Raw genomic sequence first — 21,375 nt, forward strand, 5'->3', positions numbered from 1 at the left:
AGGACAGGAGAGAACCCGTATGACGGCCCGTTTCCCGCTGGCGCGACCGCGGCGGTTGCGCACCACAGCCGCGATGCGGCGGCTGGTCGCGGAGACCCGCGTCCGGCCCGAAGAGCTCATCCTGCCGATGTTCGTCAAGGAGGGCATCGACGCGCCGCAGGAGATCAGCTCCATGCCGGGCGTCTACCAGCACACCCTGGACAGCCTGCGGAAGAGCGCGGAAGAAGCGGTCGAGGCCGGGGTCGGCGGGATCATGCTGTTCGGGGTTCCCGCCGTCAAGGACGAACGCGGGTCAGCAGCCGACGACCCCGACGGGATCGTCCAGGTGGCGTTGCGGAAACTCACCGCAGACCTGGGCAATGCGGTCGTCGTGATGACCGATCTGTGTTTGGACGAGTACACTTCGCACGGACATTGCGGAGTGCTCACCGAAGGGAACGAGGTCGACAACGACGCCACCCTGGAGCGGTACGCCTCCATCGCGGTGGCCCAGGCCGAGGCCGGCACGGATGTGGTCGCCCCCAGCGGCATGATGGACGGCCAGGTCGGGGCGATCCGCGCCGCATTGGACGGGGCCGGGTACACCGGCGTCGCGATCCTCTCCTACGCTGCCAAGTACGCTTCGGCGTTCTACGGACCGTTCCGAGACGCCGCCGAGTGTGCACCGCAGTTCGGTGACCGTTCCAGCTACCAGCAGGACCCGGCCAATGCTAAGGAGGCGCTGCGCGAGGTCGAGCTGGACCTGGCCGAAGGAGCGGACATGGTGATGGTCAAACCGGGGCTGGCCTACCTGGACATCGTGGCCAAGGTCGCCGAAGCCGTCACCGTGCCGGTCTCCGCCTACCAGGTCAGCGGCGAGTACGCGATGGTCGAGGCAGCAGCCCGCAACGGCTGGCTGGACCGGGAGCGAGTGATCGTGGAAATCCTCACCTCCTACCGGAGGGCGGGAGCCGGACAGATCCTCACCTACTGGGCTACCGAAGCAGCGCGGCTCTTGCGGTGACCGGACCACGGACCACTCCCCGGCGGCTCACACGGGTGCTGAGGAAGCCGGAATCAGCCCCGACACCCGCGGGCCCGACCGTACGGATTCCCGCGCCGGATGTCGGTGGCCGGCACGAGAGGTGATGGGGGATTCATGGTCGGTGTATTGGGCGGCAGACTCAGGCGCCGTCGCCAGAAACGGGCTGCCATGGTCGATGCCGCGTTGGAGTACGCGGCCCTGGGATGGCCGGTATGCCGGGGTGCCCAACCCAACCGGGAGGGGCCGCGGTCCTGTACCTGCGACCGGCTGGGCTGTCCGGCTCCGGGAGTCCACCCGATCAGTGCCGCGTGGGCGATGGAGGCCAGTACCGACCCCGACACGATCCGGCGCTGGTGGTCCGCCACCCCTGAGGCGAACATCATCCTGCCCACCGGACGGGTCTTCGACGTCCTCGACGTGCCCACCAGTGCCGGGGTGATGGCCATGGCCCAGATGGACCGTGCAGGGCTCACCCTCGGCCCGGTCGCGGTCCTGGACTCCGAACGGTATCTGTTCTTCGTCGCCACCCGGTCGCCGATCGACGAAGACGAATGGTGGTCGTGCCGCCTGGACTGCTTCCCCGAGACAGTCGAGGACATGCCGGGGCTGCGCTGGCACTGCCGCGACAGCTACATTCCCGCGCCCCCGTCGCTGCTGCCTTCCGGACGGACCGTCGAATGGATCCGCTCCCCCTACGGACGGTCCACCCCCGTGCACCTGCCCGACCCGATCGCGATGCTGGACATCCTCGCCGACGTGTGCGGCCCCACGTCGTAGCCGTCCCTCCCCGCGTCCCACCGCGCCGAGACGCAGCGGAAAGGAGCAGGGGACCCGTGGCGATGGTCAAGCAGGGCGCCACGTGGTGAGATGGTCGTCGCTGAGCCCGTACTGCTCCTGCTGGGCGGTGAGCCACCGCGCGACCCGTGCGGCGAGCGGGCCGCCATGCCACCGGCGCAGCCACGGCAACAACTCGTACACTCCGGCAAGCAGGGGAATGACCTGCTCCCGCGACCAGTGCCCGGCCCGGGAGTCCACGAGCCAGATGAGGGCTTCGGCCCGCTGTGCATCGTCCCAGCCAGCCCAGCCCACCACCATCGTGGGGTCGTCGGCGAACACCACTCCCGGATAGGACACGAACCGTTCCCGGGGAAGGTCGAGCCTGCCCCGGTTGGCCCAATAGGACCGTGCCCGGAAGTCCGCTGCCGCATACGTGGGGGGCGGTGGAACGGCTGCCCGCTGCCCGGTGCTGTCCTCTTCCTGCTGGGCCGCCCACACCTCCTGCCAACGCGCGTACTTGTGCAGGCCCGCTGCCCGGTACCGGTAGGCGGCCAGGAAGGGGACGTGCTGGTCGGCGACGAGTTCCGCGAGCACGTCGGCCAGGCGGGCCTCGGGCTGCCCCAGGTATTCGTCGGCGTACCACTCGGCGACCGCGGCGACCGCGTCCCGGTCGGGGGCGCGCAGCAGGCGCTCAGCCAGGTCAGCAAGCGACCGGGGCCGCGGTACTTCCCGGCCGTCCTGAGCGTCGAACCACAGGTCGCGCTGTTCGCACCGGGACAGCAGCCAGTGCCGCAGCGCAGCTCCTTGCCGCTCCTGCCATGGCGGGCAGTGCCAGCGGCGCTTGTAGTCGGGGCTTTCCACGAGCGCCAGGTCGCGGCGTTTTTCGATGAGGTCGATGCGGGCTTCCACCACCCGGCGGTACTCTTCCGGCCAGTGTTGGGGGAGCTCGGTGACCGGGGTGATGGCGTTGCGGGCGAACCAGGTGGTGGCGGAGTCCCCTACCGCGATCTGGCGGGCGAGGACGATTTCGAAGGCCCGTTCTCCGGGAGCGATCTCGGGAATCCGGGCAGGGTCGGGGGCGAGCACGGCGGCAGCCTCGCTTTCGGAGAGCAGCCCGTAGAGTCCGTAGACCTGCCAGTCCAGTTCTTCGTGGAGCGCGACCATCCGGTGCCGGACGGTTTCGGAGGCGCGGCGGGCTTCAGCGAACCGCTGCCGAGTGGGTACTTCGCGGTCCGCGAGGGCGACCGGGTCCCAGGCGGCGGCTTGCCGTGCGAGCGTGTCCAGGCTCCGCCCGGGCTCGACGGGCAGGTGGGCGGGGAGCGGAAGGTTCCGCATCCGGGCCGCAGTGAACCGGTGGCGTTCCTCCCAGGATTCTTCCTGCGGGTCGCGCCAGGCCCCGCGGGGGTCCCGCTCAGGGTCCTGTTTGAGCCAGAAGCACACCGCGGAGGAGTTGAGCACTCCCAGCAGCCGCAGGTAGTCGTCTTCGGTGGCGCCCTCGGGGAGTTGCAGGACGGGGGCGGTGTGCCGGAGCACCATGCCGCCGCGGACCAGCGCGACGTGGGGGTGGGTGGCGGTCTCCGCGTAGGCGAGCAGCAGAGGGGCACGGTACCGGCCGGTGTGGAAGACCGGGTACGCGTACCACAGCGGGCTGTGCTGGTCGGGGGTGCTGCTCTGGTCGGCCCGGCTGCGCAGCAGGGTCCGGTAGGGCCAGAGGAAGCGTTCCGCTTCGGGGGAGAGCTCCGGGGCGAGTGTTGCTGCCGCGTACGGCCACAGGGAGACGACCGGGTCACTGATGTGGAAGTCTCGGATGGCGTCGCCGTCGGCTACGGGCCGCCGGTAGGCAGGGCTGATCCCGGCCCGGCGGAGGACGTCTTCGCCGACCATGGCACAGCAGTCGTCGCGGAGCCGCGCCATGGTCCCGATCTCTGCGACTCGGTCGCCGAGGCGCCCGGGGGCGGTGTCCAACTGCCGCCGCAGTTCGTCGGCGCCGTCACCGTTGAGCGACCACGGGTGGGCGATCCGCAGGTCGCGGTCGCTGTTACGGACCCGCACCCAGGAGGTTTCGATCCCGGGACGCTGGATGTTCTCCACGATGGAGCGCCACACCATGCCCTGGGCGGGGTTCTCCGGCGGGACGGGTTCCCCGCGTACGCCGAGGACTTCGCGGATTGGGTCAGCCCAGCCGCGGTCGGTGTTGCGGCCGACGACGATGGCGGTCGGAGCGGTGCGGCCGGGGATGACCGCGCCGGAGGTGTCGACGACGTGGGTGAGTTTCACGGTGCGGCCGTAGAAGTCTTCAACGAGCCGCCGGCCGAACTCGCGTCTGAGAAACGCACTGGGAGCGAACTGTGCCGCGAAACCCGCGCGTTCTCGGCTCGCCAACTGGAAGATCCGCTGCGCAAACGGGATGACCAGCGGATACGTCCCTGAGCATACGTCGTAGCGGGAACGGTAGGCGACGTTGTCCTGCGGGTCGCGTACCGGGACGGCGGGCGGACTCGTCACCACCACGTGGTAGCTGTTGCGGCCAAGCAGGTCGACGCGCCGCACCAAGTCCCCGATGTCTTCAGTGGTGTAGGTGAACACCCCGTCGGCGTCCAGGCTGTGGTCGGGGGGTGCGGCGTCCCGGCCATGCAGTAGCGCATCGCCCACCGCGATGTGGACGGGAAAGTCCGGGGCTTGGTCGAGGCGGCGTGCCCCGGTCTCCCGGAGCACGGCAATGAGCAGGCGGAACCGGGCGATGTTGGCCGCGAACGGGTTCTTGTCGCAGCCGTGGACCGAGTTCAGGGCTTTGCGGACGAGCTCCCACCGGTCCGCGCCGGGGCCTGCGGCCGCGCGGTTCCGGGCCAGGATGCGGGTGAACAGTCCGAGGAGGAACTCGCCGCTGCCGCAGGCCGGGTCCACGGTCCGCAGCCCGCGGTGCCGCCAAACGGGGGCGCCGGAGCTGTCGTGCACGTCGAGTTCGGGGTCCAGGCCGAATTCGTCGATCGCCGGTTCCAGGGTGAGGTCGAGCAGGAAGTCCACGACGAAGTCCGGCGTGGGCAGCAGGTCGTCGGCGGCGCGCGCCGACTCGCTGAGCTCTTGGTACAGCTCGGCGAGGAACCGCGTGTCCAGGTCAGGGTCGGTGAAGTCGTGGATGAGGGTGCCGTCGGGGCCGCGGCGGCGCCAGAACTCGAGCAGGGAGCCGATCGCTTCCACCCCAGGGGTGAGCTGCCACAGCGGGTTGTAGGAGCGGCTGAACAGCCCTTCAGTGGTGCGGTGGCATTTGGCGAGGTGGACGAAAGCAGAGATCAGCCAGTCGCGGTCGTTGAGGTTGGGGGTGGTGGCGAAGAACGCCCGCTGGCGGGCTTGGGCGGCAGCCAGCCGGTCGCCTGGGCCGGCGATCCAGGGCTGTTCGACGAGCCCGTTGTCTTCGCAGAACCGGACGAACAGCGTGCCGAGCACCCAGGCTGCTGCCACTTGGGTGATGCGCTCGTTCCGCCAGTCGGGGTAGGGGGCTGCGGTGCGTTGTGCCTGCCGGGCTGCGCGGTACTCCGTCTCTAGAACGGCCGCGTACTCGTCTTCTTCGCTGCGGGAGTGGAGGTCTTCTTCCAGAAGCGTGACCTGGTGACGTAGTTCCGTGAGTAGCTCACCTCGGTCTTTGTGGTCGGCCACCGCGCCTCCCTCGATGATTCGCTTCGGCTCTCCAGGCACACGCGCTTTTCATCCTGCCAGGTGCAGGCCTATGAGCAGGGGTGGAATACGAGATTCAGCCCCAGGTGAGGCTACTGCCTACCAGGGCGGGGCATTTATGCCGAATCCGGGCGGGATGCGACCGGGTTTCGGGGCGGAAGAGGTTGGTGCAGGGAAAATCGCGAATCGACCCACGTGGCCAACGTGGAGGGGTAACATTCTGAAGCAGAGCATTCACCGAGCGTTGCAACTCGGTGTGTGCGGGGCCGTGTGGACAGTGGAGTCGCAAGGCGCTGGGGAGTGGTGACAGCCGTTTCCCACGGCTGCGGCGCCTGGATGAACGCGCCTGAACTCGGGTGGGCGGGCATCCCCGGCATGTCCCGTCCACCCGCCGCAGACGGGTCGTGTCCCGGCGTACCAGGGGGAGATGGAAAAAAGGGGGGCACGTCGGGACACGACCTCTACCAACACCGTCGTTACCCGTGAGGGCAGGGTTGACGGATGTCTCCCACCGGTGGCCACCGTGGTGGTCACCGGTTCCCTCACCGGCACGGGGCTGGCTGCCAGGTCAGGGCAAAGACAGCTCTTTGGCGCTGACGACGATTCCGTCTTCGTCGCTGTACAGCCATGCACCCGGAGTGAATACTACTTGACCGAAGGCAACATTCACGCCTACTTGGCCCGCGCCTGCCTTAGCGGACTTGCGGGGGTTGGAGCCCAGCGCCTTGATGCCGAGGGACAGCGTGGCCAGTTCGGCGACGTCGCGGACCGCGCCGTTGATCACCACTCCTGCCCAGCCGTTGCGTTCGGCAGCCCGGGCGATCATGTCGCCCATCAGCGCAGACCGCAGGGAGCTGCCCCCGTCGACGACGAGCACCCGGCCGTCCCCGGGCTGGTTGAGGACTTCTTTGACGAGGGCATTGTCTTCATGGCACTTGATGGTCTGGATGGGGCCGAAGAAGGCCCGTACCCCGCCGAACTGGCGGAACTGGAGCTCGCAACTGGCGAGTTCGTCACCGTAGGCGTCGATGAGGTCGGCAGTGGCGAAGGGTGTGGACATCGCGTCCTCCGCGGTTGTCGATAGCGGGGCCGGAATCGGTGCGGGAAGCCCCGGAAGCGTGGACGCGTCTTAAGTTACCCTCCGGTTTACTGCGTCCTTGCGGCCGGGTCGCCGCGACCGTCCCGGCCCGAGGCAGCACGGCGGCACGCCGTTCCCCGAGGGGGAGCCGCCGCGCAGTCGGCGGGCCGGAGCGCGGGCCCGGCGGGCTCAGGAGCGGTTCTCCTCCCACCGGCCAGGAAGCGGGCCTTCCGAGTAAGTCGTTCACCCGATCGGCAAGCGGCGCGCCTGATCCGCGACACGGCCGGATCCACCTCAGGGCCGCCCGAGAAACCATGCGCCGCGGCTTTTCCACAGCAAAGAGGGGCAGGTCATCCCGCATCGCGGGGCCTAGACGGCGGAACGCCCCCGATCAGAACGGGCCCGAGGACACCCGCATCGGCAGGCTACCGACCACAACACCCCTATTCCGGTCTTCCATTGGCCGAAATATGGTCGTCTGTTATTGCTGTCTGCTCAGTTCTCCACCGAAACCGGGTGCAGCTTGGGGACCAGCTGCCTCGCCACAGCAGGCCCGTTCGGGGGCGTGAAGCTTGCGGAACCCCCTCGCGAGTTCCGCGGCCCTGGAGAGCCGCGGGACAAGGCGGAAGGCACGCCGCCACCCGTCGAATGTCCCGGTGACGGTTCCAGGCCGAGGGCTGACAGACTGAAAGCGTGGCTACTCATCTGAAATCGCATGAGCTGTTCAACCGTGCCCGATCCGTCATCCCCGGCGGGGTGAACTCCCCGGTCCGGGCGTTCAAAGCGGTGGGCGGCACGCCTCCGTTCATGGTCTCCGGTAAGGGCCCGTACCTCACCGACGCCGACGGGAACACCTATGTGGACCTCATCTGCTCGTGGGGGCCGCTGATCCTCGGCCACGCCCACCCCGCAGTCGTTGAGGCACTGGCGAAAGCAGCCGCCCAGGGGACGTCCTACGGGGCGCCGACCGAAGCCGAGGTGGAGCTGGCAGAAGAGATCGTGTCGCGCACCCCGGTTGAGAAAGTGCGGCTGGTCAACTCGGGCACCGAGGCCACGATGTCCGCGATCCGCCTGGCCCGCGGGGCCACCGGGCGCGCCAAAGTGGTCAAATTCGCCGGAAACTACCACGGCCACGTGGACGCGCTGCTGGCCGCTGCCGGATCAGGGGTGGCCACCTTCGCCCTCCCCGACTCGCCGGGCGTGACCGGGGCCAGCGCAGCAGACACCATCGTGCTGCCCTACAACGACATCGCTGCGGTCGAAGCGGCCTTCGCCGAAGCCGGCGACGAGATCGCCTGCGTCATCGCCGAAGCCTGCCCCGCCAACATGGGTGTGGTCCCGCCCCGCGACGGTTTCAACGCCAAACTGCGGGAGATCACCGCCCGCCACGGGGCACTGCTCATCCTCGACGAGGTGCTCACCGGGTTCCGCGTCAGCCCGTCGGGATGGTACGGCCTTGAAGGAGTCGCCCCGGACCTCATGACCTTCGGCAAGGTCATGGGCGGTGGACTGCCCGCTGCCGCGTTCGGTGGACGCGCCGACCTGATGGACCAGCTCAGCCCGGAGGGCTCCGTCTACCAGGCGGGCACCCTGTCAGGCAACCCGCTGGCCACCGCCGCCGGCCTTGCCACCCTGCGGAACGCCACACCCGAGGTCTACGCGCACATCGACGCTGCCGCGGCGCGGGTCTCCGCCGCGGTGAGCGAGGCGCTGACCGCTGAAGGGGTGCCGCACCGCATCCAACACGGCGGCAACCTGTTCACGGTGTTCTTCACCGACACAGAAGTCGTCGACTTCGACGGCGCCCGCGCGCAGAACACCGCGCGGTACGCGGCGTTCTTCCAGGCGATGCTGGAGCAGGGCGTGTACCTGCCGCCCGCCGCATTCGAAGCGTGGTTCTTCTCCGCCGCGCATGACGACGCTGCCCTGGACCGGGTCGTCTCCGCGCTTCCTGCCGCGGCGAAAGCAGCCGCCCAGGTCGCCTAGCGGCACGCCACACCGACAGCACCCCTCGGCCCCGCCGCTCCGGGGCCGGGGGTGCTGTTTCCCTGTGCCGGAGGAAAGGCACGGGCGCTGCCCGGGCAGCAGCGCGGACGGGGTGCCGCGGGCTGTGGACGGTACGGCGAAGGGCCGTGGTCAGTCCACTTCCGCCCGAGTTGTGCCACAGTGGGAAACGGGTCAGGAACGAACCAGAAGGAAAACAGTCCGGCATATGTCCACGACCACCGTCATCCACCTGCTCCGGCACGGTGAAGTCCACAACCCCGAGGGAATCCTCTACGGCAGACTGCCCAACTTCCACTTGAGCGAGCGAGGGCGGCAGATGGCCGAACTCGCGGCGAAGTGGTTCACCGGGCGCGATATCGCGGTGCTGTACTCTTCGCCGCTGGAACGGGCCCGGGAGACCGCGGAACCCATCTCTGCCGCGTTCGGCCTGCCGATCACCGTGGACGAGCGGCTGGTGGAGGCGGCCAACCATTTCCAGGGCATGGCCTTCACCTCGCGTTCGATCGCCAACCCGCGCACCTGGCGCAGGCTGTACAACCCCTTCCTGCCCTCGTGGGGGGAGCCGTACCGCAAAATCGTGCAGCGGATGAACGAGGTGATCGGCCAGGTACGCAAAGAAGCGTGGGGCCGGGAAGCGGTGTGCGTCAGCCACCAGTTGCCCATCTGGGTGACCCGGCGGGCAGCAGAACAGCGGCGCCTGTGGCATCGGCCGGACCGGCGCCAGTGCAACCTGGCGAGCGTCACCTCGCTGACCTTCGAAGAGGAACGGCTGGTCGGCGTCTCCTACGCGGAACCGGCGGCTTCCCTCTACCCGGGCAGCTCCTCGGTTCCGGGTGCCTGAGCACGAGGCTTTCTGCCCTAGCCGCGTTCGGCCAGCGGCGGAAGCGGGTACGCTTGCCCTTTGGGCAACCGCCTCGGTTGGGGCGGCTCGCCCGGTGCCGCGCCCCGGCGGGGCGTCCGGCGCCTTCGAGACGGCGGGCCGGTCCCCTGTCCAAAGTCGCCCGTCGTGTCATGTCTCTGTCCGTGTCAAACCGAGGTGGTGATCCCATGGGGTCAGTTGTTAAAAAGCGTCGCAAGCGCATGGCGAAGAAGAAGCACCGCAAGCTTCTGAAGAAGACCCGCATCGCACGCCGCAACAAGAAGTAGGCTTTTCTGTCTCCGCGGACGCCTGACGGCGCCGACCCCCTGCCGGCCCCCAACGGCACGGCGGCCGGGCGACGCGGAGAAGAACCTCGCTACTGCCGCCAGCCAGTCGAAGGAGTCTCGATATGGCCCGCGTCGTGCTCGTTACCGGGGTCTCCGACTATCTGGGGGCCAGGGTGGCTACCGCGCTCCAAGACCATCCCGAAGTAGCCCGGGTGGTCGGGGTGGACTCGGTGGAACCCGAGCACCCGCTGGGGCAGGCGGAGTTCATCCGGGCTGAACTGCACGACGGCAGCCTTGCCGAGGCCGTCCAGGATTCCGGTGCAGACACGGTGCTGCACCTCCGGCTGGCTCTCGCACCGTCGCACAACGGGCGGGAAGACAGGACAGGCAACGGGGTCCTGGGCACGATGCAACTGCTGGCGGCCTGCCAGCGGTCTACGACCGTGCGCAGGCTTGTGGTGCGTTCGACGGTCGCGGTCTACGATTGTCTGTCCGAGCCAGGGCAGTCGGTTCCAGAAGCGACGAAGGCCCGGGCACGCAAGGCGGCACGGGCCCGCCTCCACGAGGCCATGGAAGCCGCCAAAGCGGAACGCTACGTCCGCGGCCTGGCCCGCCGCCGTCCCGACCTGTCGATCGCGGTGCTGCGCTTTGCCGATCTCATGGGCCCGTCGGTGGACTCTCCGCTCACGCGCTACCTGGGGCGGCGCTGGGTGCCGGTGCTCCCCGGCCACGACCCCCGGATGCAGTTCCTCCACGAGGACGACGGGGTGGAAGTGATCCGACGGATGGCGCTCGTCGATCGGGAAGGCGTGTTCGACGTGGCCGCTCCGGGGACGATCCCCTTGTCACAATGCCTGCGCCGGACCGGGCGGTCCATGAAGCTGCCGATGCCTGCCCCTGGACTGCGCGTGCTGAGCAGTCTGGCAGGCCGCGACCGGTTGGCCTACTCACCGGAGCAACTGCGGCGCTTGGGCACGCCCCGGATGCTGGACTGCACTGAGGTCCAGCGGGTCCTCAACTGGTCTCCGACCTACACCTCTCAGGAGGCCTTCGACAGTTACGTGGCTGCCTGGGCGGCGACCTCGCGTGTGCTTTCCGTGCGCCGGCGTCGCCCGGCACGCAGCACCTGAGCGGCGTAGCGGCCCGGTAGGGGCTTTCTCTCCCCGCGTTCTCAACCGCGTCGACGATTCCGGAGCAGCCCGACGAGGGCTCCTCCGGCCAGGGCGCCTGCCATGGCGGACGGCAGGCCGACGGTGAGGGCGGTGCGGTGCCTGCGGAAGTCGTGCACCGGCCAGCCGTGCGCTTGGGCGTGCCGATGCAGAGCGTCGTCCGGGTTGACCGCGTTGGGGTGGCCTACCAGGGACAGCAGCGGAAGGTCGTTGTAGGAGTCGCTGTAGGCGGTGCACTGCGCGAGGTCGAGTCCTTCGAGCTTCGCGAGCTTGCGGACCGCTTCGGCTTTGGCAGCCCCGTGTAACAGGTCCCCCACGAGACGCCCCGTGTACACCCCGTTCACTGATTCGGCGACCGTGCCCAGCGCTCCGGTCAGCCCGAGGCGGCGTTTGATGATGTCGGCGAGTTCGACCGGGGTCGCGGTGACCAGCCAGACCCGCTGTCCGGCATTGAGGTGCCGGTAGACCAGCCGCCGGGCCCCTTCCCAGATGCGGTCGGCCACGGTCTCGTCGTAGATCTCCTCGCACAAGGCGACGAGGTCGGAGACCTTGCGCCCGGCGACGAACGCGAGCGCCGTTTCGCATGCCTCGTTGATGTGATGCCGCTGCTCCGCCCCGCTGAAGCGGAAAACGAGCTGCCCCCAGCCGAAGCGGATCAGGTCGCGGGTGGTGAAGAGCTTCCGTGCTGCCAGTCCGCGGGCGAAGTAGTAGAGCGAGGCGCCGCGCATCAGCGTGTTGTCCACGTCGAAGAAGGCGGCGGTGCGGTCGAAACTGGGCGAGCGCGGTACCGGAGAGGAGAGTCGGGTCGACGCCGTGACGGAGGCCGCTCCGGTGAATGCGGTACGGCTGGGGCCACGGTCTCGGAGACGGCTCCACATGGAACTGAGCCTACGGCCCGAGATGCCGGATGAGTCCGTCATAGCAGATCCCCACCTATGATGAGTGAGGTAAGTCACAGATACCTGTTAGGTGTGACCGTTATGCGAGAATGATCCCGCTCTTTTGGTGGTCCGTTCCGGGAACGAATGCTCGTTCCGCCCGGAAAGTGCAGCATCATTGTCGGGATGGTCGAGGTAGGACTTGCATTCGTTTGCGCCCTGGTGGCGTGGAGCGCCACCGCGTCACTCGGTGTGCGCGCATACCGGTACCCGGACATCGCCACCATCGCCTGGGCGGTCTCCGCGACGGCCACCGCGATCGCGCTGAGCGCGGCGTTCCCCGCGGCGCTGCTGGACTTCTCCAACGCCACCTTCCGGCTCCTGCACATCGGGATCGGGCTCATCGGCCCGCTCTTCCTGGGCTGGGGCGCCATCGAATACACGGTGGAGTCGCCCCGCGGACGGTTCGGCACCCGTCTCGTCGTCACCACGCTCACCATCGTCCCGCTGGTGATCCTCACCATGGACCGGTTGCGTGGACGCTACGACACCAGCTACCCGGCGGCGGCCGACCACTACGACGTCATCCCGATGTTCGTCCTCACCCTCGTCCATCTCTTCGTCCTCGTGGCGCTCATCACCGGGGCGGCCCTTGCTGGAGTGCGCCTCTCCCGGGACCCCGAACGAGGACAGCGCGAACTGGGCGTGGTGGGGCTGATCGCGCTGGCAGCGCTTCTGGAGATCCTCGTCAGCCGGTTCGGTCTCGGCATCCTCGGCCAGCTCATGATGCTCGGTGCAGTATCCGCCCTGTGGGCTGCGGTGCACCGGGCCAGCGCCCCCGCACGGCGCGGAGGACGGCGCCGGGTCCGCGACCACGACGAGGACGACTTCTTCGACGACGAGATTGACGACGAGGACGAGGAGGAAGAGCCAGTGCGGCGCAGACGGCGCAGGGCCGACTACGACGAGGACGACGAAACTCCCGCCCGGGGTCGGCGGAGGAGAAGCGAATACGACGACTACGAGGAAGACGGGGAGCCCGCACCGCGTTCCCAGGTCTCCCGACTGCAAGGCATCATCACCATCTACACGCTCCGGGAAGGCCACGAAGACCTCTTCGACGCCTGCGTCGCCGACGTCGTTGACGAAGTCGCCCGCCAGGAACCCGACACCCTCCTGTACGCCTGCCACACAGTGGCCAGCTCCCCCCAGCAGCGCATCGTCTACGCCATCTACCGCGACCGGCTCGCCTACGAAGAACACGAACAGCAGCCGCACGTCATCGACTTCGCGCGGCGTTCCGCCAGGTACGTGGTCGCCACCAACGTCATCGAGCTCTCCCTGTCCGGTGCGGTGGCGGGCGAGCGGCTGCTCGACATGCTCATGCCGGAGTAGAAGCGAGGGAGCCGAGCAGTGCCGGAGACAAGGTCATCCTGTGCGTTTCCTCAAAGTTCGCTGGGATACTCCGGTGCAAAACCAGGCCAACAGGACGAGTGCAGTAATCTCCTACCGATACCCGCGTCCGGTGCGTTATAAGCGCAGCGCGGCTCGCCGAATCGACGGAGTGTTCTGGAAACCCGATGAGAAAGTTCCTCGTCCTCCTGATTTTCCTGCTGGTGCTGCTAGCAGTCGCCGACAGGGGGGCGCACTACGCGGCAGAGAGCGAAATCGCCAAGCGGATTTCCTACCAGTACGAGATGGCGGCCAAACCCGAGGTCACCATCGGCGGCTTCCCGTTCCTCACCCAGGCCATCGGCGGGAACTATCAGGAGATCCACGTGGTCACCGGCGCGATGACGGTCGAGGAGGTGCAGGTCGACCGGGTCGATGTGACACTGACCGACGTCCAGGCGCCTTTCGCTGACCTGTTGACGGAACCCAGGGTGGTCGCCGGGGGAGTCGAAGGCACCGTGCTGCTCCCCTACAGCGAACTGCAGAAGCGACTGCCCCAAGGCATCGTGATCGAGACCGCTAACGGAACGCCGCGCATGTCCGGCGACCTCGCCTACCAAGGGTTCAGCGTCTCGCTCTCCAGCGAATTCCGCATCGAGGTGAACGGCGACGAACTCACCGTCACCCCGGACAACATCGAATTGGGCGAGGAATTCGTGCCGGTGAGCACCGTGGAGAGCATGCTCACGCTCACCATGAAACTGCCCCGGCTCCCCTTCGACCTCGAAGTGACCGGGGTCGAGCTGCTGCCCAACGGTATCCAGGCGACCGCCGTGGGGAGCAACGTGCCGATCGTCGGCAGCACACCGCAGGAATAGCCCGCAGCAACGTCTGTGTCAGGGCCGCTCACGCAGGGCGGCCCTGCTGCGTTTCCCCTGTGAAACAACCCACCCGTGACATTCCCCGCTTAAGCACGTACCATCGTCTGCGTGACTCTTCTGACAGATGCGCTTTTGACGAAGCGACGCGCTATCGACTTCTGCCGTGTCGCCACGGCGCTCTGTCCCCTTGCCCGTTAGAGCGCAATCGCTCACGGCCGCGCGGCTGTTTTCCGCCGCCCCTCTCCGTTTCCCCCACCGTTGCGCACCGAGCCGACTGCCCTGACGCGGGCAAGCGCCGGCTGCGCTGAGCACTACGTCCGATCCGATCCGCAGACAACCGCTGGCCGCAGCAGACTTCCCAGATCACCAGCATTCCGTGCCGGCAAGTATGCACACCGTCTCAGAGCGGTAGAACGCACACTAAGGAGGTTCCCCATGAGCCGCGCCGACGTCCTTGTGGACGCCGACTGGGTGGAGGCTCACCTGGACGACCCGAACGTCGTGATCGTCGAGGTCGACGAGGACACCTCGGCCTACGACAAGGGCCACATCCGCAACGCGATCAAGCTCGACTGGAGGAAGGACCTCCAGGACCCGGTCCGCCGCGACTTCGTCGACAAGGCCGGGTTCGAGGCACTGATGTCCGAGCGCGGTATCGCCAACGACCACACCGTGGTGCTCTACGGCGGCAACAACAACTGGTTCGCCGCCTACGCCTACTGGTACTTCAAGCTCTACGGCCACGAGAAGGTGCGCCTGCTCGACGGCGGCCGCAAGAAGTGGGAGTTGGACTCCCGCGAGCTGGTCACCGAGGTGCCGGAGCGCCCGAAGACCAACTACGTCGCCAAGGAGCAGGACACCTCCATTCGCGCCTTCCGCGACGAGGTCGTCGACGCGATCGGCAAGAAGGCCCTCGTCGACGTCCGTTCCCCCGACGAGTTCGTTGGCAAGCTTCTGGCCCCCGCGCACCTGCCCCAAGAGGTCTCCCAGGTTCCCGGCCACATCCCCACCGCCCGCAACGTCCCGTGGGCCAAGGTCGTGAACGAGGACGGTACCTTCAAGTCCGACGAGGAGCTCCGGAAGCTGTACGAAGAGGCCGGGGTCGACCTGGACAAGGAGATCATCGCCTACTGCCGGATCGGTGAGCGCTCCTCTATCGCGTGGTTCGCGCTCCACGAGCTCCTCGGCCTGCCGAACGTGAAGAACTACGACGGATCCTGGACCGAGTACGGATCTCTGGTCGGTGTTCCGGTGGAACTGGGAGAAGCCAAGTGAGCACTTGCGGAGCCCCTGCTGGAGGGGTGGCACTCGCAGACGTCAACGTGGGGAACCAGGCAGTCATCCAGGGCCGGGTGACCCGGGACGGCCAGCCGCTTGCCAGCGCCTACGTACGTCTGCTCAACTCCTCCGGCGACTTCGTCGGCGAGGTTGTGACCAACGAGGAGGGCACCTTCCGCTTCTTCGCCGCGGACGGCGAATGGAAGGTGCGGGTGCTGGCCTCCGGCGGTTTCACCGCTGAATACACGGTGACTGCCGAGGTCGGCAAGGCCGTCGAACTCAGCGTTCAGGCCTAGCCAGCCCGTTCTCGTTGACCTTTCGTCCACCGGTGGCGGCAGGCGGGTCCCCTGCCGCCACCGGTGACGTTCTTCTGCGGCAGTACCGCGGAAAGCCAGTATCCGCAGAGCCGGGGCTGTGCGCGGTCCCGCCGTTGCCGCCCGCGAAAGTGCCGCGTTCTGTCCTCATGAACCGGACGGGGCGTGCGGTGCTCCTGCTGCCCCGCCCCGAGCGGCACGACCGCACTGCCACCGGGGCTGTATGCCCCAGCCGAAGGGACCCCAGCGCGCAGACCACGTTCTGACCAGCGTTGTCCTCGCCGCTCGCCCCCGGGTAGCCCCAGAGCCGTCCCCGTATTTGGCCGCACCGCCAAGGGCGCATCCTTACCCAAAGGGGAGCAATGAGGGGACTATGCCGACAACAGGAGTGAAGCTAGGCTCTTGGCCATGCGTGACGCAGACATCGTGCACGCGATCGCGAAGGACGAGCGGGACGGGCTGAGCGCGGCGTACCGGGCCTACGCCGACCGCCTCTACGACTACAGTCTGGTCACGCTCGACGACGCTGAAGCCGCCGCTGACACGGTGCACGACGTCTTCCTCATCGCACGCGAACAGATCGCCCGCTTGCGGGACACCCACGCACTCCGCCCCTGGCTCTATGCGCTCACCCGTGCCCAATGCCACCGGGCATTGCGTCTCCGCGACGGCCATCCACCTCCCGACCTGCTGGACGGGCACCCCTCCCACGCCACCCTGTCCCCCGACGATCCCCGAGTCCTCCTCCACGAAGCCCTCTGCGGTCTTCCCCCGCACGAACGCGAAATCCTCCACCTGACCGTGCGACACCAGCTCGCAGGACCAGAACTGGCCGCAATTCTCGGGACCAGCCGCAGGCGCGCCGACGCGAGAGCCGCTGCAGCGCACGCGAGTTTTACCGACGCGGTCGGCGTCCTCCTCGCCGTCCGGCGCACAGAAGCGCACTGCCCGGCGCTGCGCACCCTCCTCCAGCCGTGGGACGGCGGGCACCTCACTCCGGCGTGGCGCAAACGCATCACCCGCCACCTGAGGACGTGCCCGGACTGCGACCGCACCCGAGCGGCCCTCCCCGCCCCCGACGCACTGCGGGACGCCTTCCCCCTCACCGCGCCGCCCGCGTTCCTCCACGACCAGCTGTTGACCAACGCTTTCGACCCCGGCCTCGCCGCCCACCACGCCGAGTTCGCCGCCCAAGCCGGCCCGTACCGGAACGACGGCTTCCCCGCCACCGGCGGCCCTGCCGAGGAGACCGCCCTGCCGTGCACTCGGCTGCCCGCCGTCCTGACCCTGGCCGCCGCCCTCCTGTTCCTCGTGCTCATCGGCTGGGCCGCGCTCCCCCTCCTCACCGCTGTGGTGACCGGAAGCACCGGCGTGGAAGCAATCCCCGTCGTCTCACTTGAACCCGCCGAGCCGCCCAGCCCTGCCTCCTCCCCGCACAGTTGACCCGCCCGGCGCTGCCCCGCAGCAGTCGGCCGCCCAAGGCCGCAGCGCAGAAGCGGGGAGCGTGGGGGTGCTTTCCACAAACCTGTGACACCATGGCTACGAATTGGCCACAATCGTGTCTATCGCCTGAGGACTCGCTAGTTTGTCCCCTCGTAGCCGGGTGGGAGGTTGTGAGCGGTGCCCGACGACCGAGCGGAGCGGAAACGGCCGGGCAGGCCTTTTCTCGGTTGGCGCTACCAGACCCTGGTCCCCCCGCCAGGGCCGCCGCCGCGCCGCCCCACGCCCCCGGAGCGGGTCGACTACGACCTTGATTGGGAGAAGGCCAGGCTCCGCGCGGAAGCCGAGACCAACCGGCCGCTCCTGTTCGGACTGTGCCTGCTCGTCCTCATCGGCACCGTGCTGCTCCTGCTGACCATCGTCGGGGTCATGCCGCTCCTGCTCTCCCTCGTCGGCTGTCTCGCCTGCCTGGCCGTGGCCTTTCCCGTCCTGCTCATGCTCATTCAGAGCCGCAGCGACATGGGGGAACTGTTATCCCGGGAGCGAGCGAAAAGACGCGCGGAACAGGAACGCCGAGAACGAGAGCTCTGGGAGCGCCAGGAAGAACACGCCGCCCGATACACCGAATGGCAGCACCGCAAACGCGTCTATGAGGCCCAGCCCCGCTGGTATGCCGTGGAAATCCCCGAAGGCACCCAGCGGGTAGCCGCCGTGGGAGGAGCCGAGGCGGGATGGTCCGCGCTGCTCACCACGCTCGGAGCCGCACTGATCAAAGAAGGCGGCGACCTCACCGTCGTGGACCTGTCGGGGCGCGCGGTCGCCGAACAGTTCGTGTCCCTCACCCAGCGCTGCGGCCTCATCCCCCGGATCTGGGTGCTGCCCGCCGACCTGCCCCGGGTCAAGATCGGCGCTCACCTCAGCGCCCGGCGCCGTGCCGCCATCCTCGCCGCCACCGCCCAGGCCGTGGAGCCCGGGGACGAAATCGCTGCCCGCCGCAGCATCCTGGAACGGATCTTCGCTGTCCTGGGCAAGGACGCAGAAATCGTCCACGTCGTTGCCGCCCTGGGACTGCTCGCCCTCCCCGACGACGGCGACACCGCCGACGATCCGGCCCACCTCCTGCTCACCCGGGAAGAACGCGAAAAACTCCGCGCCGCGTTCGCCGACGAGCCTGACGTGGCAGTCCGCGCTGCCGCGCTGCACCGCGCCCTGCTCCCCTTCGAAGGACTGGGGATCAAGGCGGAACGCGAGCCCTACGCCCAGGTGAAGATCATCGCCACCGACCGCAGCGTCGGAGAGTTCGCGGAACGCGCCTACGGAACCTACACCGTCGAAGCGCTGAGCACCCTACTGGACCTGCGGGCGGCCCGCGGCAAACCGGGACGGCCGTGGGCGCGCATGATCATCCTGTGCGGCGCTGATGCACTCCCCGAGTGGGCGGTGCGGCGCCTGAGCGACGCGGCAGCGCGACTCGCCACCGGAGTGGTGCTGCTCTACCGGCGAGCCAGCGAGAACGCCCTGGCCCAACTGCGCGCCGACGGAACCCTCCCCGTGGTCATGCGCCAACCGGACGCTGCAGCAGCCGCGGCCGCCGCAGCCTTCCTCGGCGCAGACCACGCGGGGCGGATCCACCGCCTCACCGAGATCGTCGGCACTGCTCTGGACGGCGCCACTGCCGACGGGTACACCACCGATGCCTCCTACCAGGTCACCGCGGCCGCACCGGTCCGCTACGCCGCGAAGTCCATTGCTCCGCTGACCCTGGCCCGGCACATCCGCTCCGCCACCGCCTGGGGGAACGCCACCGGGCAAGCCGCCGAACACGACACCCTGTCCGCCGAGTCGGACATCGACCGGATGACCACCCAGAAGTTCGACGTCTACGGGCTGCAGCACCTGCCGCCCACCGCCATGATCATCCCCGAGCGGGGAGACGCGCCGATCATCGTCGACGCCAACCCGGGCATCCTCACCCTGCCCACCGCCACCCTGCAAACCGTGGCGGACGCCACCGCCCTCACCGAACAGGCCCTCGCCGACGTGGGCGCAGACGAGGTCGTGGCCCACATCGGCCCGCCCCCGGAGCGGCTCGACTGGCGGCGGTCCGCAGGGTGAGGGCGCGCACTACGCCGCGGCCAGGAAACCCGACAGCGCGGCACAACCGGATATTTCCCGCCTCAGAACCGTGCAAGAGTGTGTTCCCGCAGTGTTTCGGACATATGAAATTAAGAGCGACCCGAGGTGTGATGACGGTTTGTCTCCCCGCCAGGGCAATAGGCTTGAGCTGCCGCCTGTAGCGAAGGCGTTGTGCATTTCTTCTATCGAACGTTGTGGGGATCAATGAGCGAACTTCCCTTGCGTGCCCAGCTTGCTGCCGCGCTGGGTAGGGGTGCGGCCTCGTTGTCCCGGGCTACCGGACGCGGCGACGGCTCGGTCATCGGGGGGCGAATCGCGCTCAAGGTCGAACCGAACCTGCTTGCCGAACTCGCCCGTGGACGTCGGATCGCCCTGATCAGTGCCACCAACGGAAAAACCACCACGACCAGACTGATCGCTGCAGCGCTGCGCGAGATCGGTGAGATCGCCACCAACGAGCACGGCGCGAACATGCCGACCGGTCACATCACCGCGCTGGCCAACAACCCCAAAGCCCTGATCGGCGTTCTCGAAACCGACGAAAAATACTTGCCGCAGGTGCTCCGGGAAACCAACGCGGTCGTGGTCGTGCTGATGAACCTGAGCCGCGACCAGATGGACCGCGCCTCCGAAATCAACCTGCTGGCCAAGAAATGGCGGGAAGCACTAGCAGCCAGCCAGGCGCACGTCGTCGCCAACGCCGACGACCCGCTGGTCGCCTGGGCAGGGCTTGCCGCGCCCCACGCCACCTGGGTGGCGGCCGGGCAGCGGTGGAAAGAAGACTCGTGGTGCTGCCCCGAATGCGGGGGGCACCTCAAACGCGACCCCGACCCGCACTGGGAGTGCCCCGAATGCGGCCTCAGCCGGCCGTACACCACCTGGTCGCTGGACAACGCCACCGACACCGTCACCGACCCGGAAGGGAAGACGCACCGGCTCCAACTGCGGCTGCCGGGTGACGCCAACCGTTCCAACGCGGTGATCGCGCTGGCCACTGCCGCCGCCTACGGGCTCCGCCCCGAACAGGCACTCCCTCGGATGCGGGAGATCGAGTCGGTGGCCGGGCGCTACACCTCCATCGTCACCAAAGGGGTCGAAGTCCGGCTCCTGCTGGCGAAGAACCCCGCTGGATGGCTGGAGTCGTTCGCGATCCTGGACCCGCCCCGGGTGCCGGTCATCCTCTCCGTCAACGCCCAGGTCGCCGACGGCCGCGACACCTCGTGGCTGTGGGACGTGGACTACACCGTGCTCCGCGGGCGCCGTGTCTTCGTGATGGGGGAGCGCCGCACCGACCTCGCCCTGCGGTTGGAGACCGACGAAGTGCCCTTCGAGATCGCGGACAGCGTCGACCAGGCGCTCACCCGCCTCAAAACCGAGCAGCCCGACATCACCAAGGTCGATGTGATCGCCAACTACACCGCGTTCCAGCAGATCCGCACGGCCTACGGACGAGTCCAGTAGAAGGGGAGCCCATGAGCGACACCAGCAGCACCCTGCGGATCGTGTGGATTTACCCCGACCTCCTCAGCACGTACGGCGACCGGGGCAACGTGCTGATTCTCCGGAGGCGCGCCGAACTGCGCGGCATCCCCACCGAGGTCGTGCGGGTCCACTCCAGCGACCCGGTCCCGGAAGAAGGGGACGTCTACCTGCTCGGCGGCGGGGAAGACCGGCCGCAGATCCTCGCCGCGCAGCGGCTGCGCGCCGACGGCGGCTTGAAGCGGGCCGCGGAGCGGGGAGCCGTCGTCTTCGCGGTCTGCGCCGGATACCAGATCATCGGCGAAACCTACGGTGACGACCAGAACAACCCGCTGCCCGGCGTGGGCATCCTCGACGTGCGCAGCGGCCGCGGAGACACGCGGGCGGTGGGGGAGATCGTCGCCGACGTCGACCCGGCGCTCGGCGTGGGGCGGATCACCGGCTTCGAAAACCACCAGGGCCGCACCGCGATCGGGCCCGCGGCCCGGCCCCTGTCGACCACGGTGCGTGGGGTCGGCAACGACGGCACCACCGAAGGCGCCTACCAGGGCACCGTGATCGGCACCTACCTGCACGGACCGGCGCTGCCCCGCAACCCGGCCCTTGCCGACCTGCTGCTGCGCTGGCGGGTCGGCGAGATTCCGCCGCTCCCGCCGTCCTGGGGCGAGCGGCTCCACGAGGAGCGGCTGGCCGCCGCGCTCTAG

The 21,375-nt window shown here is 68.4% G+C and carries 18 protein-coding genes; 15 read left to right on the forward strand and 3 right to left on the reverse strand.

What is annotated here, in order from left to right; translation table 11 throughout:
* The first annotated feature begins 19 nt into the window (after nucleotides 1-19).
* Both hemB and CW348_RS03605 read left to right on the forward strand, forming a co-directional pair.
* Nucleotides 20-1,003 (forward strand): porphobilinogen synthase, encoded by a 984-nt coding sequence (gene hemB / locus CW348_RS03600; RefSeq protein WP_011293153.1) that lies wholly within the window; start codon nucleotides 20-22, stop codon nucleotides 1,001-1,003.
* A 189-nt stretch (nucleotides 1,004-1,192) separates the two neighbouring features.
* On the forward strand, nucleotides 1,193-1,801 hold the full coding sequence (locus tag CW348_RS03605) for a bifunctional DNA primase/polymerase (protein WP_016189275.1): 609 nt from the start codon (nucleotides 1,193-1,195) through the stop codon (nucleotides 1,799-1,801).
* A gap of 66 nt (nucleotides 1,802-1,867) precedes the next feature.
* Here CW348_RS03605 and pglX read toward each other — a convergent pair whose 3' ends face one another.
* Together pglX and rraA are read right to left on the reverse strand one after the other, a co-directional pair.
* Nucleotides 1,868-5,455, reverse strand: a complete 3,588-nt coding sequence (pglX, locus tag CW348_RS03610) for a BREX-2 system adenine-specific DNA-methyltransferase PglX (protein ID WP_258076853.1) — start codon at nucleotides 5,453-5,455, stop codon at nucleotides 1,868-1,870.
* Nucleotides 5,456-6,041: 586 nt separating this feature from the next.
* Nucleotides 6,042-6,533 carry a ribonuclease E activity regulator RraA gene (rraA, locus tag CW348_RS03615; protein WP_011293150.1) on the reverse strand — a complete coding sequence of 164 codons (492 nt, stop codon included), beginning with the start codon at nucleotides 6,531-6,533 and terminating at the stop codon, nucleotides 6,042-6,044.
* 711 nt (nucleotides 6,534-7,244) lie between these two features.
* Between rraA and hemL the strand changes: the two genes are divergently transcribed.
* From hemL to CW348_RS03635, 4 genes are all read left to right on the forward strand, one after another.
* Nucleotides 7,245-8,537 (forward strand): glutamate-1-semialdehyde 2,1-aminomutase, encoded by a 1,293-nt coding sequence (hemL, locus tag CW348_RS03620; protein ID WP_011293149.1) that lies wholly within the window; start codon nucleotides 7,245-7,247, stop codon nucleotides 8,535-8,537.
* A gap of 226 nt (nucleotides 8,538-8,763) precedes the next feature.
* Nucleotides 8,764-9,399: a histidine phosphatase family protein gene (locus CW348_RS03625; RefSeq protein WP_011293148.1), complete on the forward strand. Its 636-nt coding sequence runs from the start codon at nucleotides 8,764-8,766 to the stop codon at nucleotides 9,397-9,399.
* Between the two features lie 206 nt (nucleotides 9,400-9,605).
* Nucleotides 9,606-9,704: a 30S ribosomal protein bS22 gene (locus CW348_RS03630; protein ID WP_011293147.1), complete on the forward strand. Its 99-nt coding sequence runs from the start codon at nucleotides 9,606-9,608 to the stop codon at nucleotides 9,702-9,704.
* 122 nt (nucleotides 9,705-9,826) lie between these two features.
* The gene (locus tag CW348_RS03635) at nucleotides 9,827-10,834 is read left to right on the forward strand and encodes an NAD-dependent epimerase/dehydratase family protein (RefSeq protein WP_104612664.1); all 1,008 of its coding nucleotides are present in this window, start codon (nucleotides 9,827-9,829) and stop codon (nucleotides 10,832-10,834) included.
* 41 nt (nucleotides 10,835-10,875) lie between these two features.
* Here CW348_RS03635 and CW348_RS03640 read toward each other — a convergent pair whose 3' ends face one another.
* Nucleotides 10,876-11,751 carry an HAD family phosphatase gene (locus CW348_RS03640; protein ID WP_016189273.1) on the reverse strand — a complete coding sequence of 292 codons (876 nt, stop codon included), beginning with the start codon at nucleotides 11,749-11,751 and terminating at the stop codon, nucleotides 10,876-10,878.
* A 186-nt stretch (nucleotides 11,752-11,937) separates the two neighbouring features.
* Here CW348_RS03640 and CW348_RS03645 point away from each other — a divergent pair, with 186 nt between their 5' ends.
* The 9 genes from CW348_RS03645 to CW348_RS03680 all read left to right on the forward strand — a co-directional run bounded on the left by CW348_RS03645 (nucleotide 11,938) and on the right by CW348_RS03680 (nucleotide 21,375).
* A complete protein-coding gene (locus tag CW348_RS03645; protein ID WP_016189272.1) occupies nucleotides 11,938-13,146 on the forward strand; it encodes an antibiotic biosynthesis monooxygenase in 1,209 nt (402 codons plus the stop codon).
* Between the two features lie 185 nt (nucleotides 13,147-13,331).
* Nucleotides 13,332-14,021 (forward strand): DUF2993 domain-containing protein, encoded by a 690-nt coding sequence (locus CW348_RS03650; RefSeq protein ID WP_011293143.1) that lies wholly within the window; start codon nucleotides 13,332-13,334, stop codon nucleotides 14,019-14,021.
* 111 nt (nucleotides 14,022-14,132) lie between these two features.
* Complete coding sequence (locus CW348_RS15920; protein ID WP_353801228.1) at nucleotides 14,133-14,222, forward strand: putative leader peptide; 90 nt, start codon at nucleotides 14,133-14,135, stop codon at nucleotides 14,220-14,222.
* Nucleotides 14,223-14,459: 237 nt separating this feature from the next.
* Entirely contained in the window at nucleotides 14,460-15,299 is an 840-nt protein-coding gene (locus CW348_RS03655; protein ID WP_011293142.1) for a sulfurtransferase, read from the forward strand.
* Complete coding sequence (locus CW348_RS03660) at nucleotides 15,296-15,598, forward strand: DUF1416 domain-containing protein (RefSeq protein ID WP_011293141.1); 303 nt, start codon at nucleotides 15,296-15,298, stop codon at nucleotides 15,596-15,598. Before CW348_RS03655 ends, CW348_RS03660 begins: the two co-directional genes overlap by 4 nt.
* Nucleotides 15,599-16,024: 426 nt before the next feature.
* Complete coding sequence (locus CW348_RS03665) at nucleotides 16,025-17,059, forward strand: RNA polymerase sigma factor (protein WP_104612665.1); 1,035 nt, start codon at nucleotides 16,025-16,027, stop codon at nucleotides 17,057-17,059.
* A 177-nt stretch (nucleotides 17,060-17,236) separates the two neighbouring features.
* Nucleotides 17,237-19,171 carry a hypothetical protein gene (locus tag CW348_RS03670; protein ID WP_011293138.1) on the forward strand — a complete coding sequence of 645 codons (1,935 nt, stop codon included), beginning with the start codon at nucleotides 17,237-17,239 and terminating at the stop codon, nucleotides 19,169-19,171.
* Nucleotides 19,172-19,396: 225 nt separating this feature from the next.
* Nucleotides 19,397-20,653: a MurT ligase domain-containing protein gene (locus tag CW348_RS03675; RefSeq protein ID WP_011293137.1), complete on the forward strand. Its 1,257-nt coding sequence runs from the start codon at nucleotides 19,397-19,399 to the stop codon at nucleotides 20,651-20,653.
* 11 nt (nucleotides 20,654-20,664) lie between these two features.
* The gene (locus tag CW348_RS03680) at nucleotides 20,665-21,375 is read left to right on the forward strand and encodes a type 1 glutamine amidotransferase (RefSeq protein WP_011293136.1); all 711 of its coding nucleotides are present in this window, start codon (nucleotides 20,665-20,667) and stop codon (nucleotides 21,373-21,375) included.

The sequence above is a fragment of the Thermobifida sp. genome (assembly GCF_017577275.1).
Classification (GTDB): domain Bacteria; phylum Actinomycetota; class Actinomycetes; order Streptosporangiales; family Streptosporangiaceae; genus Thermobifida; species Thermobifida fusca.